The organism is Pseudogemmobacter bohemicus (assembly GCF_003290025.1).
GTDB classification, from domain to species: Bacteria; Pseudomonadota; Alphaproteobacteria; order Rhodobacterales; family Rhodobacteraceae; genus Pseudogemmobacter; species Pseudogemmobacter bohemicus.
Map to the genome: position 1 here is coordinate 364,915 of NZ_QNHG01000004.1, position 16,766 is coordinate 381,680.

Here is a 16,766-nt window from a genome sequence, read left to right on the forward strand (position 1 = left end):
ACCAATTCGGGGGGAAACGCATCATGGCTGCAAAACCAAAGGTTCTTGTCACCCGCCGCTGGCCCGCCGCGGTCGAGGCGAAAATGTCGGAGATTTTCGACACCGATCTGAACCGGGGCGACCAGCCTCTGGGGTTCGCCGAGTTCCGGGACGCCTTTCGCAGCTATGATGCGGTCTTGCCGACGGTGACCGACAAACTTCCCGCCGAGGCCTTTTGCGAGGGCTCGGCGCGGGTGAAAATCCTTGCAAATTATGGGGTTGGATTTTCGCATATTGATACCGGGTCGGCGAAAGACCGGGGCATCGTGGTGACGAATACGCCCGATGTTTTGTCGGAATGCACCGCCGATATTGCGATGACGCTGATGCTGATGGTGGCGCGGCGTGCCGGCGAAGGTGAACGCGAGGTCCGCGACGGCAAATGGACCGGCTGGCGCCCGACCCATATGATCGGCACGCGGGTCTCGGGCGCGACACTGGGGATCATCGGCTTCGGCCGGATCGGCCAGGCCATGGCGCAACGGGCACATCATGGGTTTGGGATGAAGATCCTCGTCCAGAACCGCTCCCAAATCGCGCCCGAGGTGCTGGCGCGCTACAATGCGGTGCAGGTGGCAAGCATCGAAGATCTGCTGCCCGCCTGCGATTTCGTCTCGCTCCACTGCCCCGGCGGTGCCGCGAACCGGCATCTGATCAATGCCCGGCGCCTTGACATGATGCGCCCGGGGGCTTTCCTGATCAACACCGCGCGCGGCGAAGTGGTTGATGAACATGCGCTTTCCCGCGCGCTCTGGTATGGCACCATTGGCGGCGCCGGGCTTGACGTATTTGAGCGCGAGCCGCAGATCCCCGCCGATCTTCTGAACAGCGACAACCTTGTGATGCTGCCGCATCTGGGCTCTGCCACCCGCGAGACCCGCGAGGCGATGGGGTTCCGCGTCTTTGAAAACCTGGTCGATTATTTCGAGGGTCGCGCGCCCCGCGACAGGGTGGCATGATGAACCGGGCGCTGCCTGATCTCGCTTTGCCCGATGACAGTGACGCAGATGCGCTGCGGCGGCTTTTGCATGAGCTGCTCGCCGAAGTGGTAAGCCAGCGGGCACCTGAGGTTGCGGCCTGGATGCGTGCCGGCGCCACCGATCCGATCCCCGCCGATGACCGCGCGATCCCCTATCTTCAGGCACTGAATATCCGCTTTCAGCTGTCGCGCATCGCGGAAGAGAATGACGGGATGCGCCAGCGTCGCCGGATCGAGGCGCGCCAGGGGCCGGAAAATGTGCCCGGCTCTTTCGCGGCGGCCTTTGCCGGGCTGGCGCAGCAGGGGCTGGATGCGGCGGCGACCGATGCCGCGATTGCGAAGCTCGCGGTGGTGCCGACAATGACGGCGCACCCGACCGAGGCGAAACGGGTCACCATCCTGGAAATCCACCGCCGCATCTATCGCCGCCTGGTCGAGCTGGAAACCCAACGCTGGACACCGCGCGAACGCGAGGCGCTGCATGTCGAAATCCGCTGTGAAATCGAGCTGTTATGGCTGACCGGCGAATTGCGGCTGGAACGCCCCAGCCTCACCGATGAGATCAACTGGGGCATGCAGTTCTTCCGCAACAGCCTGTTCGATGCGGTGCCGCAGCTTTATGAACGCTTCCTCGACGCGCGCGCGCAATTCGCGCCCTCTGCCGCAGCGACCGAACGTCCCTGTCTGCGCTTCAACACCTGGATCGGCGGCGATCGCGACGGCAACCCGAATGTGACCGCCGAAGTGACGCGCGCGGCGCTTGGCGCGGGGCGGCTGGCGGCGCTGACCTGCCATATCGACGGCGTCGAGCGCGCGGCCCAGAGGCTGAGCATTTCCTGCCGCATCGTACCGGTTCCCGAGGCGAATATGGCCGCGCTGAGCGCCATCATCGCGCAAAATGGCTGCGCCACGCCCCATAGCCAGCGCAATCCGAATGAGATTTTCCGCCAGGCGCTGAGCGCGATCCTCGCCCGGCTGATTGACTGCCGGGACAGCCGCGACGGCTATCGCGGCCCGCATGAGCTGATCGCCGATCTGAGCATTGTGGAAGCCGGTCTGCTGGCCATCGGCGCCGGTGATCTTGCCAGGGCCTGGATCAGGCCTGTCCGTTGGCGCGCCGAGGTTTTCGGTTTTCGCACGACCTCACTGGATCTGCGACAAAACTCCACTATTATCAACGCGGTGCTGGATGAGATCTGGACCGCTCTGGGCGTCTCTGCGCGGACAGGCACGCCAGCCGCTGCCGTCGAGATCCGCCGCGCCCTCGCCGATCCGGAACTGCCTCGGGTTGATGCCGCCGGTCTTGGCCCTGTCGCGCAGGACCTGCTGGCGCTTTTGCGTCTGACGCGGGAAAGCAGCCATGACCCCGAGGCTTTCGGCCCTTTCATCGTCTCGATGGCGCGCTCGGCCGAGGATATTCTGGCCGTCCATCTGCTGACACGTTATACGGCCGGCCCCTGCCCCGGCGCGCCGGCCCTGTCGGTGGTGCCGCTGTTCGAGACGATCGCCGATCTGCGCGCCGGACCGGAAATTCTGGAAACCCTGTTGGAAAACAGCGCCTTCCGCTCTGGCCTGCGCGAGAGACGCGGCGCGGTCGAGGTCATGCTGGGCTATTCCGATTCCGGCAAAGACGGTGGGTTCCTGTGCTCCACCTGGGAGCTGCACCGCGCCCAGCGACGCATCACCGCGACACTGGCCGCCCATGGTTTCCGGCCCGCCTTCTTCCACGGGCGCGGCGGATCGGCCAGTCGGGGCGGCGCGCCGACCGAGCGCGCCATCGCAGCGCAACCCGCCGGCACCATCGGCGGCGCGCTGAAGCTTACCGAACAGGGCGAGGTTGTCTCGGCTAAATATGCCAATCGCGGCACCGCCCTCTACAATATGGAGTTGCTGACGGCCGCCGTCCTGACCCATACCGCCGGCTCCGGTCGTCAGGGGGAGGCGGGCAAGCCGGAACAGGATGAGGCGTTGGTCGCGCTGTCCGGCATGTCGCAGGCGGTCTGGTCTCGGCTGGTCGAAAGCCCCGGCTTCGTGCGCTATTTCGAAGAGGCAAGCCCGGTGGGGGAATTGTCGGCGCTGAAACTCGGCTCGCGGCCGGCGCGGCGGCATGGGGCGAAGACGCTCGCCGATCTGCGGGCGATCCCCTGGGTTTTCGCCTGGTCGCAGAACCGGCATATGCTGACCGGCTGGTACGGGTTCGGCGCGGCGATTGCGTCTTTCCTCATGGTTCGTGGCGAGGCGGGCGAGGCGCTGCTGGCCCGGATGTTCGACACCAACCCCTTGTTTCGCATGGTGGTTGATGAGGTGGAAAAAAGCCTCGCCCAGGCCGATATGGAGGTCGCAGCCGGCTATGCCGGGCTGGTCGGTGACCGCGCGCTGGCGGAAACCCTGTTCGGGGCGATCCGCGAGGAATATAGCCGCAGCTGTGCCGCGATCCTCAGGCTGACCGGGCAGGAGCGCCTTGCGATGCGATTCCCGAATTTCCGCGAGGGGTTCGAGCGCAACAGAGTCGCGCTGGACCAGCTCAACCGCTTGCAAATCGGGCTTTTGCGTCATGCGCGGCAAAGCGACCGGCAATCGGTTTCGGTGCCACTGCTGCAAAGCATGAATTGCATCGCCGCCGGTCTTGGCTGGACCGGCTGAACCCGTCATTGACCCAGGCCCTGGCGCTGATCCAGGGCGTTGTTCCAGGACCAGAAAGAGGCCAGATATGCCCGATACCCGCTTTCAAAGCTCCGGCTTTTTCACCGAATCTCTTTCCTCTCGCGACCCCGATCTTTTCGGCGCGGCTCGGTCCGAGCTTAGCCGTCAGCGCGATGAGATCGAGCTGATCGCGTCCGAGAACATCGTCTCGCTCGCGGTGCTGGAGGCTCAGGGCTCGGTTCTGACGAACAAATATGCCGAGGGCTATCCGGGCAAGCGCTATTACGGCGGCTGCCAGTTTGTCGACATTGCCGAGACGCTTGCGATCGAGCGCGCCAAAGAGCTTTTCGACTGCAAATTCGCCAATGTGCAGCCGAATTCCGGCAGCCAGATGAACCAGGCCGTCTTCCTTGCGCTGCTGAAGCCGGGCGATACTTTCATGGGGCTCGACCTGAATTCGGGCGGCCACCTGACCCATGGCTCGCCGGTCAATATGTCCGGCAAGTGGTTCAACGTGGTCTCTTACGGGGTGCGCCAGCAGGATCAGCGCCTCGATATGGACGAGGTGCGCAAACTTGCCCTCGAGCATAAGCCGAAGCTGATCCTGGCGGGTGGCACCGCCTATAGCCGTGAATGGGACTGGGCCGCCTTCCGGGCGATTGCTGATGAGGCCGGCGCTTACCTCCATGTTGATATGGCGCATATCGCGGGCCTTGTGGCCGGCGGCGTGCATGCCTCGCCCCTGCCCCATGCCCATGTGGTGACCACCACGACCCACAAGAGCCTGCGCGGCCCGCGTGGGGGGATGGTGCTCACAAATGATGAAGATATCGCTAAGAAAATCAATTCTGCGGTCTTCCCCGGCCTGCAGGGCGGCCCGCTGATGCATGTGATCGCGGCCAAGGCCGTGGCCTTTGGCGAGGCGCTGCGCCCCGAATTCAAGGCCTATGCCGCCCAGGTGAAAACCAATGCGGCCGCGATGGCGGATGAGCTGATGAAGGGCGGCATCGACATCGTCTCGGGCGGCACCGACAACCATCTCTGCCTCGCCGATCTGCGCCCGAAAAAGGTGACCGGCAAGGCGGCCGAGGCGGCTCTGGGTCGCGCGCATATCACCTGCAACAAGAATGGCGTGCCGTTCGATCCGGAGAAGCCGTTTGTGACCTCCGGTATCCGCCTCGGCGCGCCGGCCGGAACCACGCGCGGCTTTGGCGAGGCCGAATTCCGTCAGATCGCCCGCTGGATCACCGAGGTGGTCGACGGCCTGGCCGCCAATGGCGAGGACGGAAACGCCTCCGTCGAGGCGAAGGTCAAAGCAGAGGTCAAGGCACTCTGTGACCGATTCCCGCTATACCAAACGCTCTGAACGCTTTCACTTATCGAACATTCTCGTCGAAAAATTCCGCAAATTATGCCGATATTTTTCGTATTTCCAACATTATGCAAAAGACAGGGGCGCCGGATCGTACCGGCGCCCCTTCTGATCGGAACCTCTCTTTTTGCGCCAGAGCGGACCGGTCAGTTCTGCAGATAGCTTTCCATCGTATCGTCCAGCGCATCCTTCCAGGGCGTGTGATGTTTCGGCGCCATGGTGCCGGTGATCACCGATTTGTAGGAATTGTTGCGGAAGCCCATGATGTCCTGCTTTTTGTGATCCTTCCATTCGAAGAAGATCTCACAGGCGCCATCGACGTCGAAGCTCGGATAGTCGGTCTCTTCGATCAGTTCCTTAACATAGTCACCCTGATACTGGATCGCATCATGCGCATCAGCGCCGGCATCCTCGCGCGCAACGCGGTCAGCCACATCGGCCAGCATCACCTCTTTCGACTCCGGCAGCGCGATCCGCCCCATGATCACGTCGCGGGCCCACCAGGCCTGGGCGTCGAACATGTTGAAGGTAAACCATTGATCCTGCATACCGATATAGAAGAGCGCCGGATTGTGGACATAGGCCACGCCCTTATAAAGGTCATTGGTCGCCAGCCGGTTCGCCGTTCTCAGCCGCAGTCCATCGGGCAGGAAGGGAAAGTGGTGCTTGTAGCCGGTACACAGAATGATCGCGTCGATCTTCTTGGTGGTGCCGTCGCCAAAGGTTACGATATTGCCTTCAACTTTCTGCATATTGGGCTTTTCTTCCCAATTATCCGGCCATTTGAAGCCCATCGGCGCCTTGCGATAAGTGTTGGTCACCGATTTCGCACCGTATTTCCAGCATTGCGAACCGATATCCTCAGACGAATAGGAGGTTCCGACCAGCAGCACATCCTTGCCGGTGAATTCGCGGGCATCGCGGAAGTCATGGGCATGAACGATGCGGCCGTTGAAACGCTCGAATCCCGGGAATTCCGGCACGTTCGGGGTCGAGAAATGGCCGGAGGCAACGATCACATGGTCGAATTCTTCGGAATAGCAGTGATCTTTCGGCAGATCCTGGACAGTGACGGTGAATTTCTTCGCCTTCTCATCCCAGTCCACCAGCCGGACCACGTTTTCAAAACGGATCCATTTGCGGACACCTGCCTTTTTTACACGCCCTTCGATATAGTCGAGCAACACCGCACGCGGCGGGTATGAGGCAATCTGCTTGCCAAAATGCTCTTCAAAGGAATAGTCAGCAAATTCAAGCCCCTCTTTCGGGCCATTCGACCAGAGATAGCGGTACATCGAGCCATGAACCGGTTCGCCATACTGGTCCAGACCAGTACGCCAGGAATAGTTCCACAGCCCACCCCAGTCGGACTGCTTTTCAAAGCAGACAATCTCGGGGATTTCAGCGCCTTTGGCTTCTGCGGACTGAAAGGCGCGCAGCTGCGCAAGCCCCGAGGGGCCCGCTCCGATGACGGCGATTCTCTTACTCATGCGATTGCTCCCGTTGGTCTGAACCAGTTTGCGGATTGGTTCTTTATTGACTGCACCAATTACGCGACAGGATTGCCAGCATGTCAACAAATCTTCATGCTGGGAAAGAGATTCCTGTCGGAATCGCCGCCCTCCGGGTGGTCTGGCGCTGAAACAGGGGGCAGGGGATGACGGGCACGGTCAGTCTGGCGCAGCGTCTGGCGGTCGGGGGGCTGGTGCGGCGGCTTGAGACCGAGGGCGGCCAGCGGATTCCTATCGGTTTTCTGGCGCCGCTCAGCGGTCAGGTGCGATCCTGGGGGTTGCCGGGGCTTTATGGCTGCCAGATCTGGGCCGATCAGATCAATGCATCTGGCGGGATGATGATCGGTGGCCGGCGCCACCAGGTCGAGATCATGGCAGAGGATTGCGGCTATGATCCGGACCGCGCCCTGACCGGCGCGCGTCGCCTGGTCCAGGACGGCAATGTGCGGTTCCTGATGATGCTGGGCGGCGACTCGCTGCGCCGGCTGCGGCCCTGGCTGACCGAGCGCAAGATCCTGACCTCAACGCTCCTCCCCAGCGACCTGTCCCCCGACACCCCCTATCTGATCGCGCCAAGCGAGACCCATCCCCTGTTCAACGTCACCGCCGTCGGCTGGCTGGCCTCGACCCATCCCGATCTGAAACGGGTGGCTTTGTGCAGCCAGATGGATGAGCTTGGCCTGCCCTCGCTGGCCACCTATCGCGCGGCTTTCGGCGCCGGGGAATTTCAGATCACCAAAGAGATCCGCTACCCCAATACCGGCGGCGATGCAGAGGAAATCGTGGCCGCCATGCTGGCGAGCGATCCGCAGATCCTGTGCTGGTGCACCAGCCATACGCCAATGGTCCATGCGCTGACCGAGGCTGCTTTCCGCCAGGGATTTACCGGCCAGATCCTCTCCTGCACCGCCGATGGCTACCGCGAGCTGATCGGGAAAACCTCGGCCGCTTTCATGGAGGGCTTTCTCTTCCAGTTCCCCGATTTCGACGACCCGGCGCTGCAGGACAAAAGCTTTTTCTTCAACCGCCCGATGCAATTCCATACCGAATATGAGCGGCGCTTTCCCGGTTCCTGGGGCTCGGTCTCCTGGGAATATGCCGCGACGCTGGATCTGTGGCATATGGCGGTGCAAAAGGCGGGCACGGTGGCGCCGGTCTCGGTGCTGGCGGCGATGAAACATGGTGGCCGGGGGGAACACGCTTTCGGCCATGCGCGCTGGCTCGGAAGCGATTTCTACGGCAATGACAATCTGCTGGCAGGTGACTGGCCGGTGGTGCGGATCACCGGCGGCCAGGCGCGGATTGTCGGTTTCGGCTCGATCCCGGCCTGGCTGAGCGAGCATGGTGCGCGGCTGCGGCAGGAAATGGAGGCGCTTGGCCAGATGTGGTATCAGCGCCAGGGCAAGGATCCGCTGCCGATCCGCGACACCACGCTGGACAGCGCTGCCTCGGCAGAGCCTAGTCTTCCTGCATCAGAAGCTTCTGCTCCTCGATCAGTAAAAGCTTGGTGAATTCAACCGCACTTTCGATGTCGCGCGCGGTCAGCGTGTTGAAAAGCGTGTTGTAATAGCGCTGGCAGTCCTGGATGCGTTTGGGCGTCAGGAAACGGCGGTTCAATGCGGCGCGAAAGGCCTGATGGCGGGCCGCGATCACCAGATCATAGCAGGCCGCGATCAGCGGATTGCCGGTGCCGCGCGCGATCTGGCGGTGGAATTCATCCTCAAGCCGGGCGAATTCACTGGCATCGGTGGTCACCGCCTCCATGGCAGAGAGCACCTCCCCCAGGGTCTCGATCTCGCGCGGCGACATGGCGATGATGGCGAGGCGGATCATCTCGGGCTCAAGAATGCCGCGCATCACCTGCAAATCGAGCGGGCTGGTCTCGGCCGCCACATCGCCCACGTCGATATCCTCATGGCGCGACAGCCCGGTGACAAAGCTGCCCGACCCCGCCCGCCTCCGGATAACACCCTGATTTTCCAAAACATCCAGCGCCTCGCGCACGGTGTTGCGCGCAACGCCCAACTCACCCGCAAGAGTGCGCTCGGAGGGCAGCCGCTCATCCACCGCATATTCCTGCGAGGTGATCCGCGCCAGCAGCGTCTCGGCCACGATCCGGACGGTCGCGCCAAGCGACTGATCGGCAAAGAGCACTGTCACCTGTTCCGGCCTGCGCATCCGCGCCTCTCCTGTTCCTGCTGGCCCGGATATCATCAGAAGCGCCGCGCGGGTGCAACCGAATGAAAAAAGCGCGCCCGTCAGGGCGCGCAGGTCCAACGAACCGGCTCAGGTCCGGCCCGCCAGGGGATCCCATAACCTCAGATATCGAGGGTATTTTGTTTTTCCCATTGTGTGAAATGTCCGCAATATTCGTTCCATTCCTGTGTTTTCATTTTGATGAATGCGGCTGAGAATTCTTCGCCTAGGGCTGCTTTGAGGCCTGTATCGGCATCGAAAGCGCGGATGGCGTCGAGGAGGTTTAGGGGCAGTTTGGGGGCGTCTTTGACGAGGTGGCCTTCGGTGTAGAAGTTGATGTCGGAGCGCGGGCCGGGGTCTGCATTGGTGCGGATGCCGTCGAGGCCTGCGGCGAGGATGACGGCCTGCATGAGATAGGGGTTTGCGGCGCCATCGGGGAGGCGGAGTTCAAACCGGCCCGGGCCTGGGACGCGGACCATATGGGTGCGGTTATTGCCGGTCCAGGTCACCGAATTCGGGGCCCAGGTGGCGCCCGAGGAGGTGCGGGGCGCGTTGATGCGTTTGTAGGAATTGACTGTCGGGTTGCAGATCAGCGCCAGCGCCGAGGCGTGTTTCATAATGCCGCCGAGGAAGGCACGGCCCTGATCTGAGAGGCCCAACTCCTTGGAATCATCGGAAAACGCGTTCGACTTTCCGTCCATGGTCCAGACCGAGATATGGGCATGGCAGCCATTGCCGGTCTTGCCCATCAGGGGCTTGGGCATGAAGGTGGCGCGCAGCCCGTATTTCTCGGCCAGGACGCGGGTCATGAACTTGAAGAAGGCGTGTTTGTCGGCGGTGGCCAGCACGTCGTCGTATTTCCAGTTCATCTCGAACTGGCCATTCGCGTCTTCGTGGTCGTTCTGATAGGGCTCCCAGCCGAGATCGAGCATCGCATCGGCGATCTCTTTGATCAGGTCATAGCGGCGCAGAAGGGCGTTCTGATCATAGCAGGGCTTGGTCGCATCATCGAATTCGTCGGCGACGGCAGACCCGTCGGGGTTCAGCAGGAAGAATTCCGGCTCCACCCCGGTTTTGACGCGCAGGCCCATCTCTGCGGCCTCATCGACCAGTTTGCGCAAGACATTCCTCGGCGCCTGGTCGAGGGGTTTTTCTGACATGACCGGGTTCGAGGCAACCCAGGCGACCTCGGGGTTCCAGGGCAGCTGGATCACGGTCGAGGGGTCGGGGACGGCCAGCATATCGGGATGCGCCGGCGTCACGTCGAGCCAGGTCGCAAAGCCCGCGAAACCGGCGCCATCCTTGCACATATCAACAATGGCGGCGGTGGGGGCCAGCTTGGCGCGCTGATAGCCCAGGAGATCGGTGAAGGAGATCATAAAGTAGCGGATGCCATTGGCTTCGGCATATGCCTTCAGCTCGGCTCCGGTTTGCGGCTTTGCGCTTTGCCCTTTGTCCAAGGCCATTTTGTGGGATTCCCTGTTGTTTTGATGGCAGCTGACCCGTCGAGGGGCTGGCTGATGTTGCGAAAGGGAAAGCCGGCCCCGAGGGACCGGCTTGCCAGAATATCAGTACCCGCCGCGTCCCGGGATCCAGCTGGTCCCCGCCAGCGGCACGCCGGCCATGGCGGCGGCCTCTACCGTCAGGGCACAGAGATCCTCGGGTTCGAGGTTGTGGACATGGTTCTTGCCGCAGGCGCGGGCGATGGTCTGGGCCTCCAGCGTCATCACCTTGAGGTAATTCGCGAGCCGCCGCCCCGCCTGAACCGGGTCGAGGCGCTTTTGCAGCTCGGGGTCCTGGGTGGTGATACCGGCCGGGTCCTTGCCCTCATGCCAGTCATCATAGGCGCCGGCGGTGGTGCCGAGCTTTTGGTATTCCGCCTCCCAATGCGGGTCATTATCGCCCAGAGCGATCAGCGCGGCGGTGCCGACCGCGACCGCATCGGCGCCAAGCGCCAGCGCCTTGGCCACATCGGCGCCGGTGCGGATACCGCCCGAGACGATCAGCTGCACCTTGCGATGCATGCCCATATCCTGCAGCGCCTTGACCGCCTGGGGCAGCGCCGCCAGCGTCGGCTGGCCGACATGTTCGATGAACACGTCCTGCGTTGCCGCCGTGCCGCCCTGCATACCGTCGATCACCACCACATCGGCGCCCGCCTTGACCGCCAGCGTGGTGTCGTAATAGGGCCGTGCGCCGCCGATCTTGATATAGATCGGCTTCTCCCAGCCGGTGATCTCACGGATCTCGAGGATCTTGATCTCAAGGTCGTCAGGGCCGGTCCAGTCGGGGTGACGGCAGGCCGAGCGCTGGTCGATCCCTTTGGGAAGATTGCGCATTTTGGCAACCCGGTCCGAGATCTTCTGGCCCAGAAGCATGCCGCCGCCGCCGGGCTTCGCGCCCTGGCCGACCACAAGCTCAATCGCATCGGCACGGCGCAGGTCATCGGGGTTCATGCCGTAGCGGGACGGCAGATACTGGTAGACGAGGGTTTTGGAATGCCCGCGTTCCTCGGGCGTCATGCCGCCATCGCCGGTGGTGGTCGAGGTGCCCGACAGCGTCGCGCCGCGCCCCAGAGCCTCTTTGGCGGCGCCCGACAGCGCCCCAAAGCTCATCCCCGCGATGGTTACGGGGATGTCCAGCGTGATCGGCTTTTTGGCGAAACGGGTGCCGAGGACAACCTTGGTCTCGCAGCGCTCGCGGTAGCCTTCCAGCGGATAGCGCGAGATCGAGGCGCCGAGGAACAAGAGGTCGTCGAAATGCGGCAGCTTGCGCTTGGCGCCACCGCCGCGGATGTCATAGATGCCGGTCGCGGCCGCGCGGCGGATCTCGGAATTGATCTCCTGGCTATAGGTCCAGGACTGGCGCGGCACGGTTTGCGGGATCGTCTTCTGTTCGTCTTTCATGGCCGATCCCTCAGTAAGCCGACGCATTGTCGATGTTGAAATTATAGAGCTTGCGGGCCGAGCCGTAGCGTTTGAACTCTTCCGGCTTTGCATCCGCCCCGGCCTGGGCCAACAGGTCCTGGAGGATCGCGATATGCTCGGGGCGCATCTCTTTCTCGATGCAGTCGGCGCCGAGCGATTTGACCGATCCGCGCACGAAAAGCCGCGCCTCGTAAAGGCTGTCGCCAAGCGCGTCACCGGCATCGCCCAGCACCACGAGGTTCCCCGATTGTGCCATGAAAGCAGACATATGGCCGATATTGCCATGCACGACGATATTGATGCCCTTCATCGAAATGCCGCAGCGCGAGCTGGCATTCCCCTTGATCACCAGCAGCCCGCCATTGCCGGTCGCACCCGCATATTGGCTGGCATCGCCCTCGATGATGACGGTGCCGGACATCATATTCTCGGCGACACCAGGCCCCGCCGAGCCCTTCACCGTCACCGTCGCCTGCTTGTTCATGCCGGCGGTGTAATAGCCGGTCGAGCCCTTCACGGTGACCTCGATCGGCGCATCAAGCCCGACGGCCAGCGCGTGGCTGCCCTTCGGGTTCACGATCTCCCAGGCGGTGGCATTGGTCTGGCCTTTGGTGGCCTGCAAGGTCGCGTTCAGGTCGCGCAAGGTGGTGGTTGCAAGGTCAATCGTCTGCATATCAGTGCTTCCAGAAATAGACGGTTGCGGGTTCGGGTTCCCAGACGCGGGCGTCCTCGATCCCCGGAAGATTGACCAGCGCGCGGTATTCCGAGCCGAAAGCGACATATTGGTCGGTCTCGGCCATCACGGCCGGCTTGCAGGCGATCGGGTCGCGCACCACGCCGAAACCGTCCTTGGTGCCGACGACGAAAGTGTAGAAGCCATCAAGCACATCAAGACCGGCGCGCAGCGCATCGCCCAGCTCAACCCCCTGGGCGAGCTTGTGCGACAGCCAGGCGGCGGCCACTTCGGTGTCGTTTTGCGTCTCGAAGGTCATCCCCTCGCGGATCAGCTCGCGGCGCAGGCTGTTATGGTTCGAGAGCGAGCCGTTATGGACAAGGCACTGATCCATCCCCGTCGAGAACGGATGCGCCCCCATCGTGGTGACCGCCGATTCGGTCGCCATCCGCGTATGGCCGATGCCGTGACGGCCCGACATCTGGGAAACCCCGAACCGCGCCGCCACGTCTTTCGGCAGCCCGGTCTCTTTGTAGATCTCGATGGAATCGCCGGCGCTCATCACCCGCAGATCCGGGCGCAAACCCGTCAGCGCAGCCCGCGCCGCCGCCGATTTGTCCGAAGGAAGCGACAGGATCGCATGCGTATCCTTGCGCGAAAGCGACACCGGCCCGCCAATCGCGCCGCCAAGATCCTCGGCCAATGTCGCGAAATCCCGTTCCGCAAAAGCAGACTGAACCGTCAGCTTCACAAGACCCGTATCATCCCCGTAAACCGCGATCCCCGCTGAATCAGGACCGCGATCCGTCATCGTGATCAGCATATCCGTCAGCAAACGCCCAAGTTCAGGCTCAAGCGAACGGTCCTTCAGAAAAAGTCCAACAATGCCACACATGGCAACGGCTCCTAATATTGCTCTGGCGCAATGCAATCCTAACAACCTCTCAAACAAACACACAAGAAATAAAATTGAATAAGGGGAATATTTTTACGCTCGGGCAGCGATTCCCGGTTCAGCGTTGCGGTTCAGCCTTTTGCCCCATCTGGTTCCCCGCATCAGTGGCCTGATGCGGGCTGATCTGTCGGGAAAACCCCCTGAAAATGCAGACCGCAGACCATGGATTGCCTGGCATTTGGGCAGAAATGCCGCCCGACAGGACCGGAAACAAAAGGAAGTTTTCAGCCTTTGCCATGGGGTTAGCGAGAAACCTGCCTGACGTTCCTTCCCTGAGGGGAATAGTTTTTTCCTGAATAGTTGATTTTCACCGCGCTTGCTCGCAATGTAGCCCTGCACACCAGACCAGATCGACAACCGGTATGATCTGGCGCGGCAAGTGGTCTGCCATCTGGTTCTTTGTGACGGCCCGTTTCACGGCAGGCGCTTTTCTCTTGCGGGGAAGTTCACCCATCCCGGCAGAAAAGCGACCCGGAACTCTGGCGGCACGGGAACGGAAGGCGGGCGATTTATCCGGCGCTTCCGGAACGCAGCCTGGCTGCAGACGGAACACCGCAAAACCGGCCAGACGATCCGGCCAGACAATACTGGCCGGCCCAAAGACCGGAACGACCGGCTTTTGCCGGAAAGACCAGAAACCGGCCCCATGAGAGGTGCCGGACCCACAACAGGGAGTGCGTATATGGAAGGAACTGCCACGTTCTTTGCGGAACAGGTGACCCTCAACCAGCTTGTCCAGAACCTCGTCTATGCGTCTGGCACTGTGGGGGCGCTGATGGTTGTCGCCGGGCTTTTGATGATCGACGCCGGCACCACGCGAAGTGCAAACCTCTACAACTCCACCATCGAGAAAATGGTGGGGTTTTTCATTGGATTCGCGACCTATTTCGCGGTCGGCTTCGGCTTTTGGGCCGGGCAATACTACATCATGGGCGGCGCCACGATGATGGATTCGCTGAGGGACTGGTGGTTCTTTGGCGCGCTGTCGAATGCCCATGCGCAAAATGTCGATCCGGCGGTCTTCCCCGGGCTGAACACTTTCCAGATCTTCATCTTCTTCCTCGCCACTTTCGCGGGGATCGTGAACGTTCTGCTGCATTTCGCGGTGTCCGAGCGGATGAAGGCCTCGGCCTTTTACATCACCTGCGTGGTGGCGACGGTGGTGTCCTCGATCCTCAGCTGGGCGGTCTGGGGCTCGGTCGGGCCGCTGACCAATGCCGGCTTCCATGACTTCTTCGGGATCGGCTTCGTCTATATCTTCCCCACGGGCATCGCGATGGTGCTGGTGCCGCAGCTCGGGAAACGCCCCGGCATGTTCGCACCGCACCCCAAAGTGCCCTCCTACCAGGCCCCCTCGATCGGTCTGGCGGCGACCGGCCTGATCACCATCTTCTCGGGCCTGCCGATGGTGATTCTCTCGTGTCTGTTCTTCGTCGACCCCGAAGCCCGTGCGATTTCGGTCACCATGGCCGATACTTCGCTGGGGATCGCGTTCAACAATTATGCCCTGGCCTGGGCCGGTGGCGCCATCACCGGTGCGGCGATTTCCTACAAGACGAAGAATTACATCTATCTGCTGTTCGGACCGCTTGGCGGTTATGTCGCGGGTGCGCCCGGCTTCGACGTCTGGCTGCCCTGGCAGATGTTCTTCGTCGCCCTTGGCGCACCGCTGTTTTGCTGGCTGGTCTATGACTTCACCTCGAAGCGCCAGATCGACGAGCACAAGCTCTTCCCGCTTTTCATCGGGGCCGGTTTCTATGGCCTCGTGATGATCGGCCTCTTCAAGGCCGGCACCCCGCGCGGCGGCTATTGGGGCATCACTGAGGGACCCTATGCCTATCAGCATGGCGAAATCAGTCTGTTGATGCAGCTGGCCGGTTTTGCGCTTTGCCTTGGCGTCGGTGTGATCACCGGGCTGATCCTGTCGGTGGTGCTGAAAGCCACGACCGGGCTCAGAGTGCCGGAAGAGGAGCAGGCCGAGGGTCTCGACAAGCTCCGCTGGGGGCTTGATAGCGGCAAGTAAACACGGGCAGAGGCCCGGGTGACCAGCAGGCCGGCGGGCGCAACCCCGCCGGCTTTGCCATGCCGGGTCTGGCGGCTGCACAAAACGGGGGCAGTTGCGCAAGACCTGTTCTGCAATGGGTGAATGACAGATATATATTCCCTGTCAGGAAACCTTTTTTAACATGAATGTTGATTTTCTGATCCCGACCTTTCAGAGTGAGTCGCAACATTCATCAAAAAACGACGGGAGGAATCATGACCAATTCCTGGAGATTCTCTGCACTGGGCGACCGCCACCGCGCCCTTGGCTCGGAGCTGGAAGACTGGAGCGGCATGGGCACAGCCTGGTCTTATACGTCGGGCGATCCGACCGCTGAATATATGGCGATCCGCACCAGGGCCGGGCTGATGGATGTCTCGGGCCTGAAAAAAGTGCATCTGGTCGGCCCCGCCGCCAGCCATGTGATCGAGCGCGCCACCACGCGCAATGTGGAAAAGCTGATGCCGGGCCGCTCGGTCTATGCCTGTATGCTGTCAGATGGCGGCAAATTCGTCGATGACTGCGTGATCTACCGCACCGGGCCGAATGCGTTCATGGTGGTCCATGGTGCCGGCGCCGGGCACGAGCAGCTGACCATGTATGCCCAGGGCCGCGATGTGCATGTGCGCTTTGACGACAACCTGCATGACCTGTCGCTGCAAGGCCCGCTGGCGGTGGATTTCCTGGCCAAGCATGTGCCGGGCATCCGCGATCTGGCCTATTTCAGCCATATGCAGACCTCGCTTTTCGGCAAGCCCGCGATGATTTCGCGCACCGGCTACACGGGCGAGCGCGGCTATGAGCTGTTCGTGCGCGGCCAGGATGCGCCGATGATCTGGGACAAGATCCTCGCCGAGGGCGGCGAGCAAGGGATCATCCCATGCCGCTTCACCACGCTCGACCTGCTGCGCACCGAGAGCTACCTGCTGTTCTTCCCCTATGACAACAGCGAGATGTATCCGTTCGACGATCAGCCCGGCGGCGATACGCTGTGGGAGCTGGGGCTCGATTTCACCGTCTCGCCCGGCAAACAGGGCTTCCGCGGTGCGGATGAGCATTACCGCCTGAAAGGGAAAGAGCGCTTCAGGATCTGGGGCCTCAAGCTTGAAGGCACCAATGTGCCGGGGAATGGCGCGCCGGTCTTCAAAGGCGGCAAGCAGGTCGGTGTTGTCACCCAGGCGATGCATTCGCCCCTGAACAACCACACCGTGGCGATTGCCCGCCTGCCGGTTGACTGCGCGAATAATGACACCAAACTGGTGGTGAATTGCGCCACCCATGGCGAGATCGCGGCTGTCAGCCACTCGATGCCCTTCTACGACATCGAGAAAAAGCGCCGCACCGCCAAGGGCTGACCGCCGGGGGCTGATCCCTGATACGGACAGACCTGTCTGTCGATCCCTCTCCCCGCCGGGTCCCCTGGCGGG

The 16,766-nt window shown here is 62.1% G+C and carries 12 protein-coding genes; 6 read left to right on the forward strand and 6 right to left on the reverse strand.

Annotated elements, in window-relative coordinates; all coding sequences use genetic code 11:
- The first annotated feature begins 23 nt into the window (after positions 1–23).
- The 3 genes from DRF71_RS20805 to glyA all read left to right on the forward strand — a co-directional run bounded on the left by DRF71_RS20805 (position 24) and on the right by glyA (position 5,027).
- Positions 24–998: a 2-hydroxyacid dehydrogenase gene (locus tag DRF71_RS20805; protein WP_112312451.1), complete on the forward strand. Its 975-nt coding sequence runs from the start codon at positions 24–26 to the stop codon at positions 996–998.
- A complete protein-coding gene (locus DRF71_RS20810) occupies positions 998–3,661 on the forward strand; it encodes a phosphoenolpyruvate carboxylase (RefSeq protein ID WP_112312724.1) in 2,664 nt (887 codons plus the stop codon). The genes DRF71_RS20805 and DRF71_RS20810 overlap by 1 nt, the downstream gene beginning before the upstream one ends.
- A gap of 67 nt (positions 3,662–3,728) precedes the next feature.
- On the forward strand, positions 3,729–5,027 hold the full coding sequence (glyA, locus tag DRF71_RS20815) for a serine hydroxymethyltransferase (RefSeq protein ID WP_112312452.1): 1,299 nt from the start codon (positions 3,729–3,731) through the stop codon (positions 5,025–5,027).
- Positions 5,028–5,179: 152 nt separating this feature from the next.
- Here the strand turns inward: glyA and DRF71_RS20820 are convergent, their stop codons facing one another.
- Entirely contained in the window at positions 5,180–6,523 is a 1,344-nt protein-coding gene (locus tag DRF71_RS20820) for an NAD(P)-binding domain-containing protein (protein ID WP_112312453.1), read from the reverse strand.
- 167 nt (positions 6,524–6,690) lie between these two features.
- Here DRF71_RS20820 and DRF71_RS20825 point away from each other — a divergent pair, with 167 nt between their 5' ends.
- Positions 6,691–8,055, forward strand: coding sequence for an ABC transporter substrate-binding protein (locus DRF71_RS20825; protein ID WP_112312454.1), 1,365 nt, complete (start codon positions 6,691–6,693; stop codon positions 8,053–8,055).
- Here DRF71_RS20825 and DRF71_RS20830 read toward each other — a convergent pair.
- The 5 genes from DRF71_RS20830 to DRF71_RS20850 all read right to left on the reverse strand — a co-directional run bounded on the left by DRF71_RS20830 (position 8,003) and on the right by DRF71_RS20850 (position 13,235).
- Positions 8,003–8,722, reverse strand: a complete 720-nt coding sequence (locus tag DRF71_RS20830; RefSeq protein WP_112312725.1) for a FadR/GntR family transcriptional regulator — start codon at positions 8,720–8,722, stop codon at positions 8,003–8,005. The genes DRF71_RS20825 and DRF71_RS20830 overlap by 53 nt on opposite strands.
- A 140-nt stretch (positions 8,723–8,862) precedes the next feature.
- Positions 8,863–10,206: a type III glutamate--ammonia ligase gene (gene glnT / locus DRF71_RS20835; protein WP_112308689.1), complete on the reverse strand. Its 1,344-nt coding sequence runs from the start codon at positions 10,204–10,206 to the stop codon at positions 8,863–8,865.
- Positions 10,207–10,308: 102 nt separating this feature from the next.
- A complete protein-coding gene (locus tag DRF71_RS20840) occupies positions 10,309–11,646 on the reverse strand; it encodes an FMN-binding glutamate synthase family protein (RefSeq protein WP_112308690.1) in 1,338 nt (445 codons plus the stop codon).
- 10 nt (positions 11,647–11,656) lie between these two features.
- Positions 11,657–12,340 (reverse strand): GltB/FmdC/FwdC-like GXGXG domain-containing protein, encoded by a 684-nt coding sequence (locus DRF71_RS20845; RefSeq protein WP_112308691.1) that lies wholly within the window; start codon positions 12,338–12,340, stop codon positions 11,657–11,659.
- Between the two features lies 1 nt (position 12,341).
- Positions 12,342–13,235 (reverse strand): class II glutamine amidotransferase, encoded by an 894-nt coding sequence (locus DRF71_RS20850; protein ID WP_112308692.1) that lies wholly within the window; start codon positions 13,233–13,235, stop codon positions 12,342–12,344.
- 742 nt (positions 13,236–13,977) lie between these two features.
- Here DRF71_RS20850 and DRF71_RS20855 point away from each other — a divergent pair.
- Positions 13,978–15,318 (forward strand): ammonium transporter family protein, encoded by a 1,341-nt coding sequence (locus DRF71_RS20855; RefSeq protein WP_112312455.1) that lies wholly within the window; start codon positions 13,978–13,980, stop codon positions 15,316–15,318.
- Positions 15,319–15,554: 236 nt separating this feature from the next.
- Complete coding sequence (locus DRF71_RS20860) at positions 15,555–16,694, forward strand: aminomethyltransferase family protein (protein ID WP_112312456.1); 1,140 nt, start codon at positions 15,555–15,557, stop codon at positions 16,692–16,694.
- Positions 16,695–16,766 lie beyond the last annotated feature (72 nt).

Excerpts from the sequence above, each read along its gene's own strand:
- glyA (WP_112312452.1), top strand. The coding sequence starts at position 3,729 with ATGCCCGATACCCGCTTTCAAAGCTCCGGCTTTTTCACCGAATCTCTT.
- glnT (WP_112308689.1), bottom strand. The coding sequence starts at position 10,206 with ATGGCCTTGGACAAAGGGCAAAGCGCAAAGCCGCAAACCGGAGCCGAG.
- DRF71_RS20825 (WP_112312454.1), top strand. The coding sequence starts at position 6,691 with ATGACGGGCACGGTCAGTCTGGCGCAGCGTCTGGCGGTCGGGGGGCTG.
- DRF71_RS20820 (WP_112312453.1), bottom strand. The coding sequence starts at position 6,523 with ATGAGTAAGAGAATCGCCGTCATCGGAGCGGGCCCCTCGGGGCTTGCG.
- DRF71_RS20830 (WP_112312725.1), bottom strand. The coding sequence starts at position 8,722 with ATGCGCAGGCCGGAACAGGTGACAGTGCTCTTTGCCGATCAGTCGCTT.
- DRF71_RS20840 (WP_112308690.1), bottom strand. The coding sequence starts at position 11,646 with ATGAAAGACGAACAGAAGACGATCCCGCAAACCGTGCCGCGCCAGTCC.
- DRF71_RS20805 (WP_112312451.1), top strand. The coding sequence starts at position 24 with ATGGCTGCAAAACCAAAGGTTCTTGTCACCCGCCGCTGGCCCGCCGCG.
- DRF71_RS20810 (WP_112312724.1), top strand. The coding sequence starts at position 998 with ATGAACCGGGCGCTGCCTGATCTCGCTTTGCCCGATGACAGTGACGCA.
- DRF71_RS20845 (WP_112308691.1), bottom strand. The coding sequence starts at position 12,340 with ATGCAGACGATTGACCTTGCAACCACCACCTTGCGCGACCTGAACGCG.
- DRF71_RS20860 (WP_112312456.1), top strand. The coding sequence starts at position 15,555 with ATGACCAATTCCTGGAGATTCTCTGCACTGGGCGACCGCCACCGCGCC.
- DRF71_RS20855 (WP_112312455.1), top strand. The coding sequence starts at position 13,978 with ATGGAAGGAACTGCCACGTTCTTTGCGGAACAGGTGACCCTCAACCAG.
- DRF71_RS20850 (WP_112308692.1), bottom strand. The coding sequence starts at position 13,235 with ATGTGTGGCATTGTTGGACTTTTTCTGAAGGACCGTTCGCTTGAGCCT.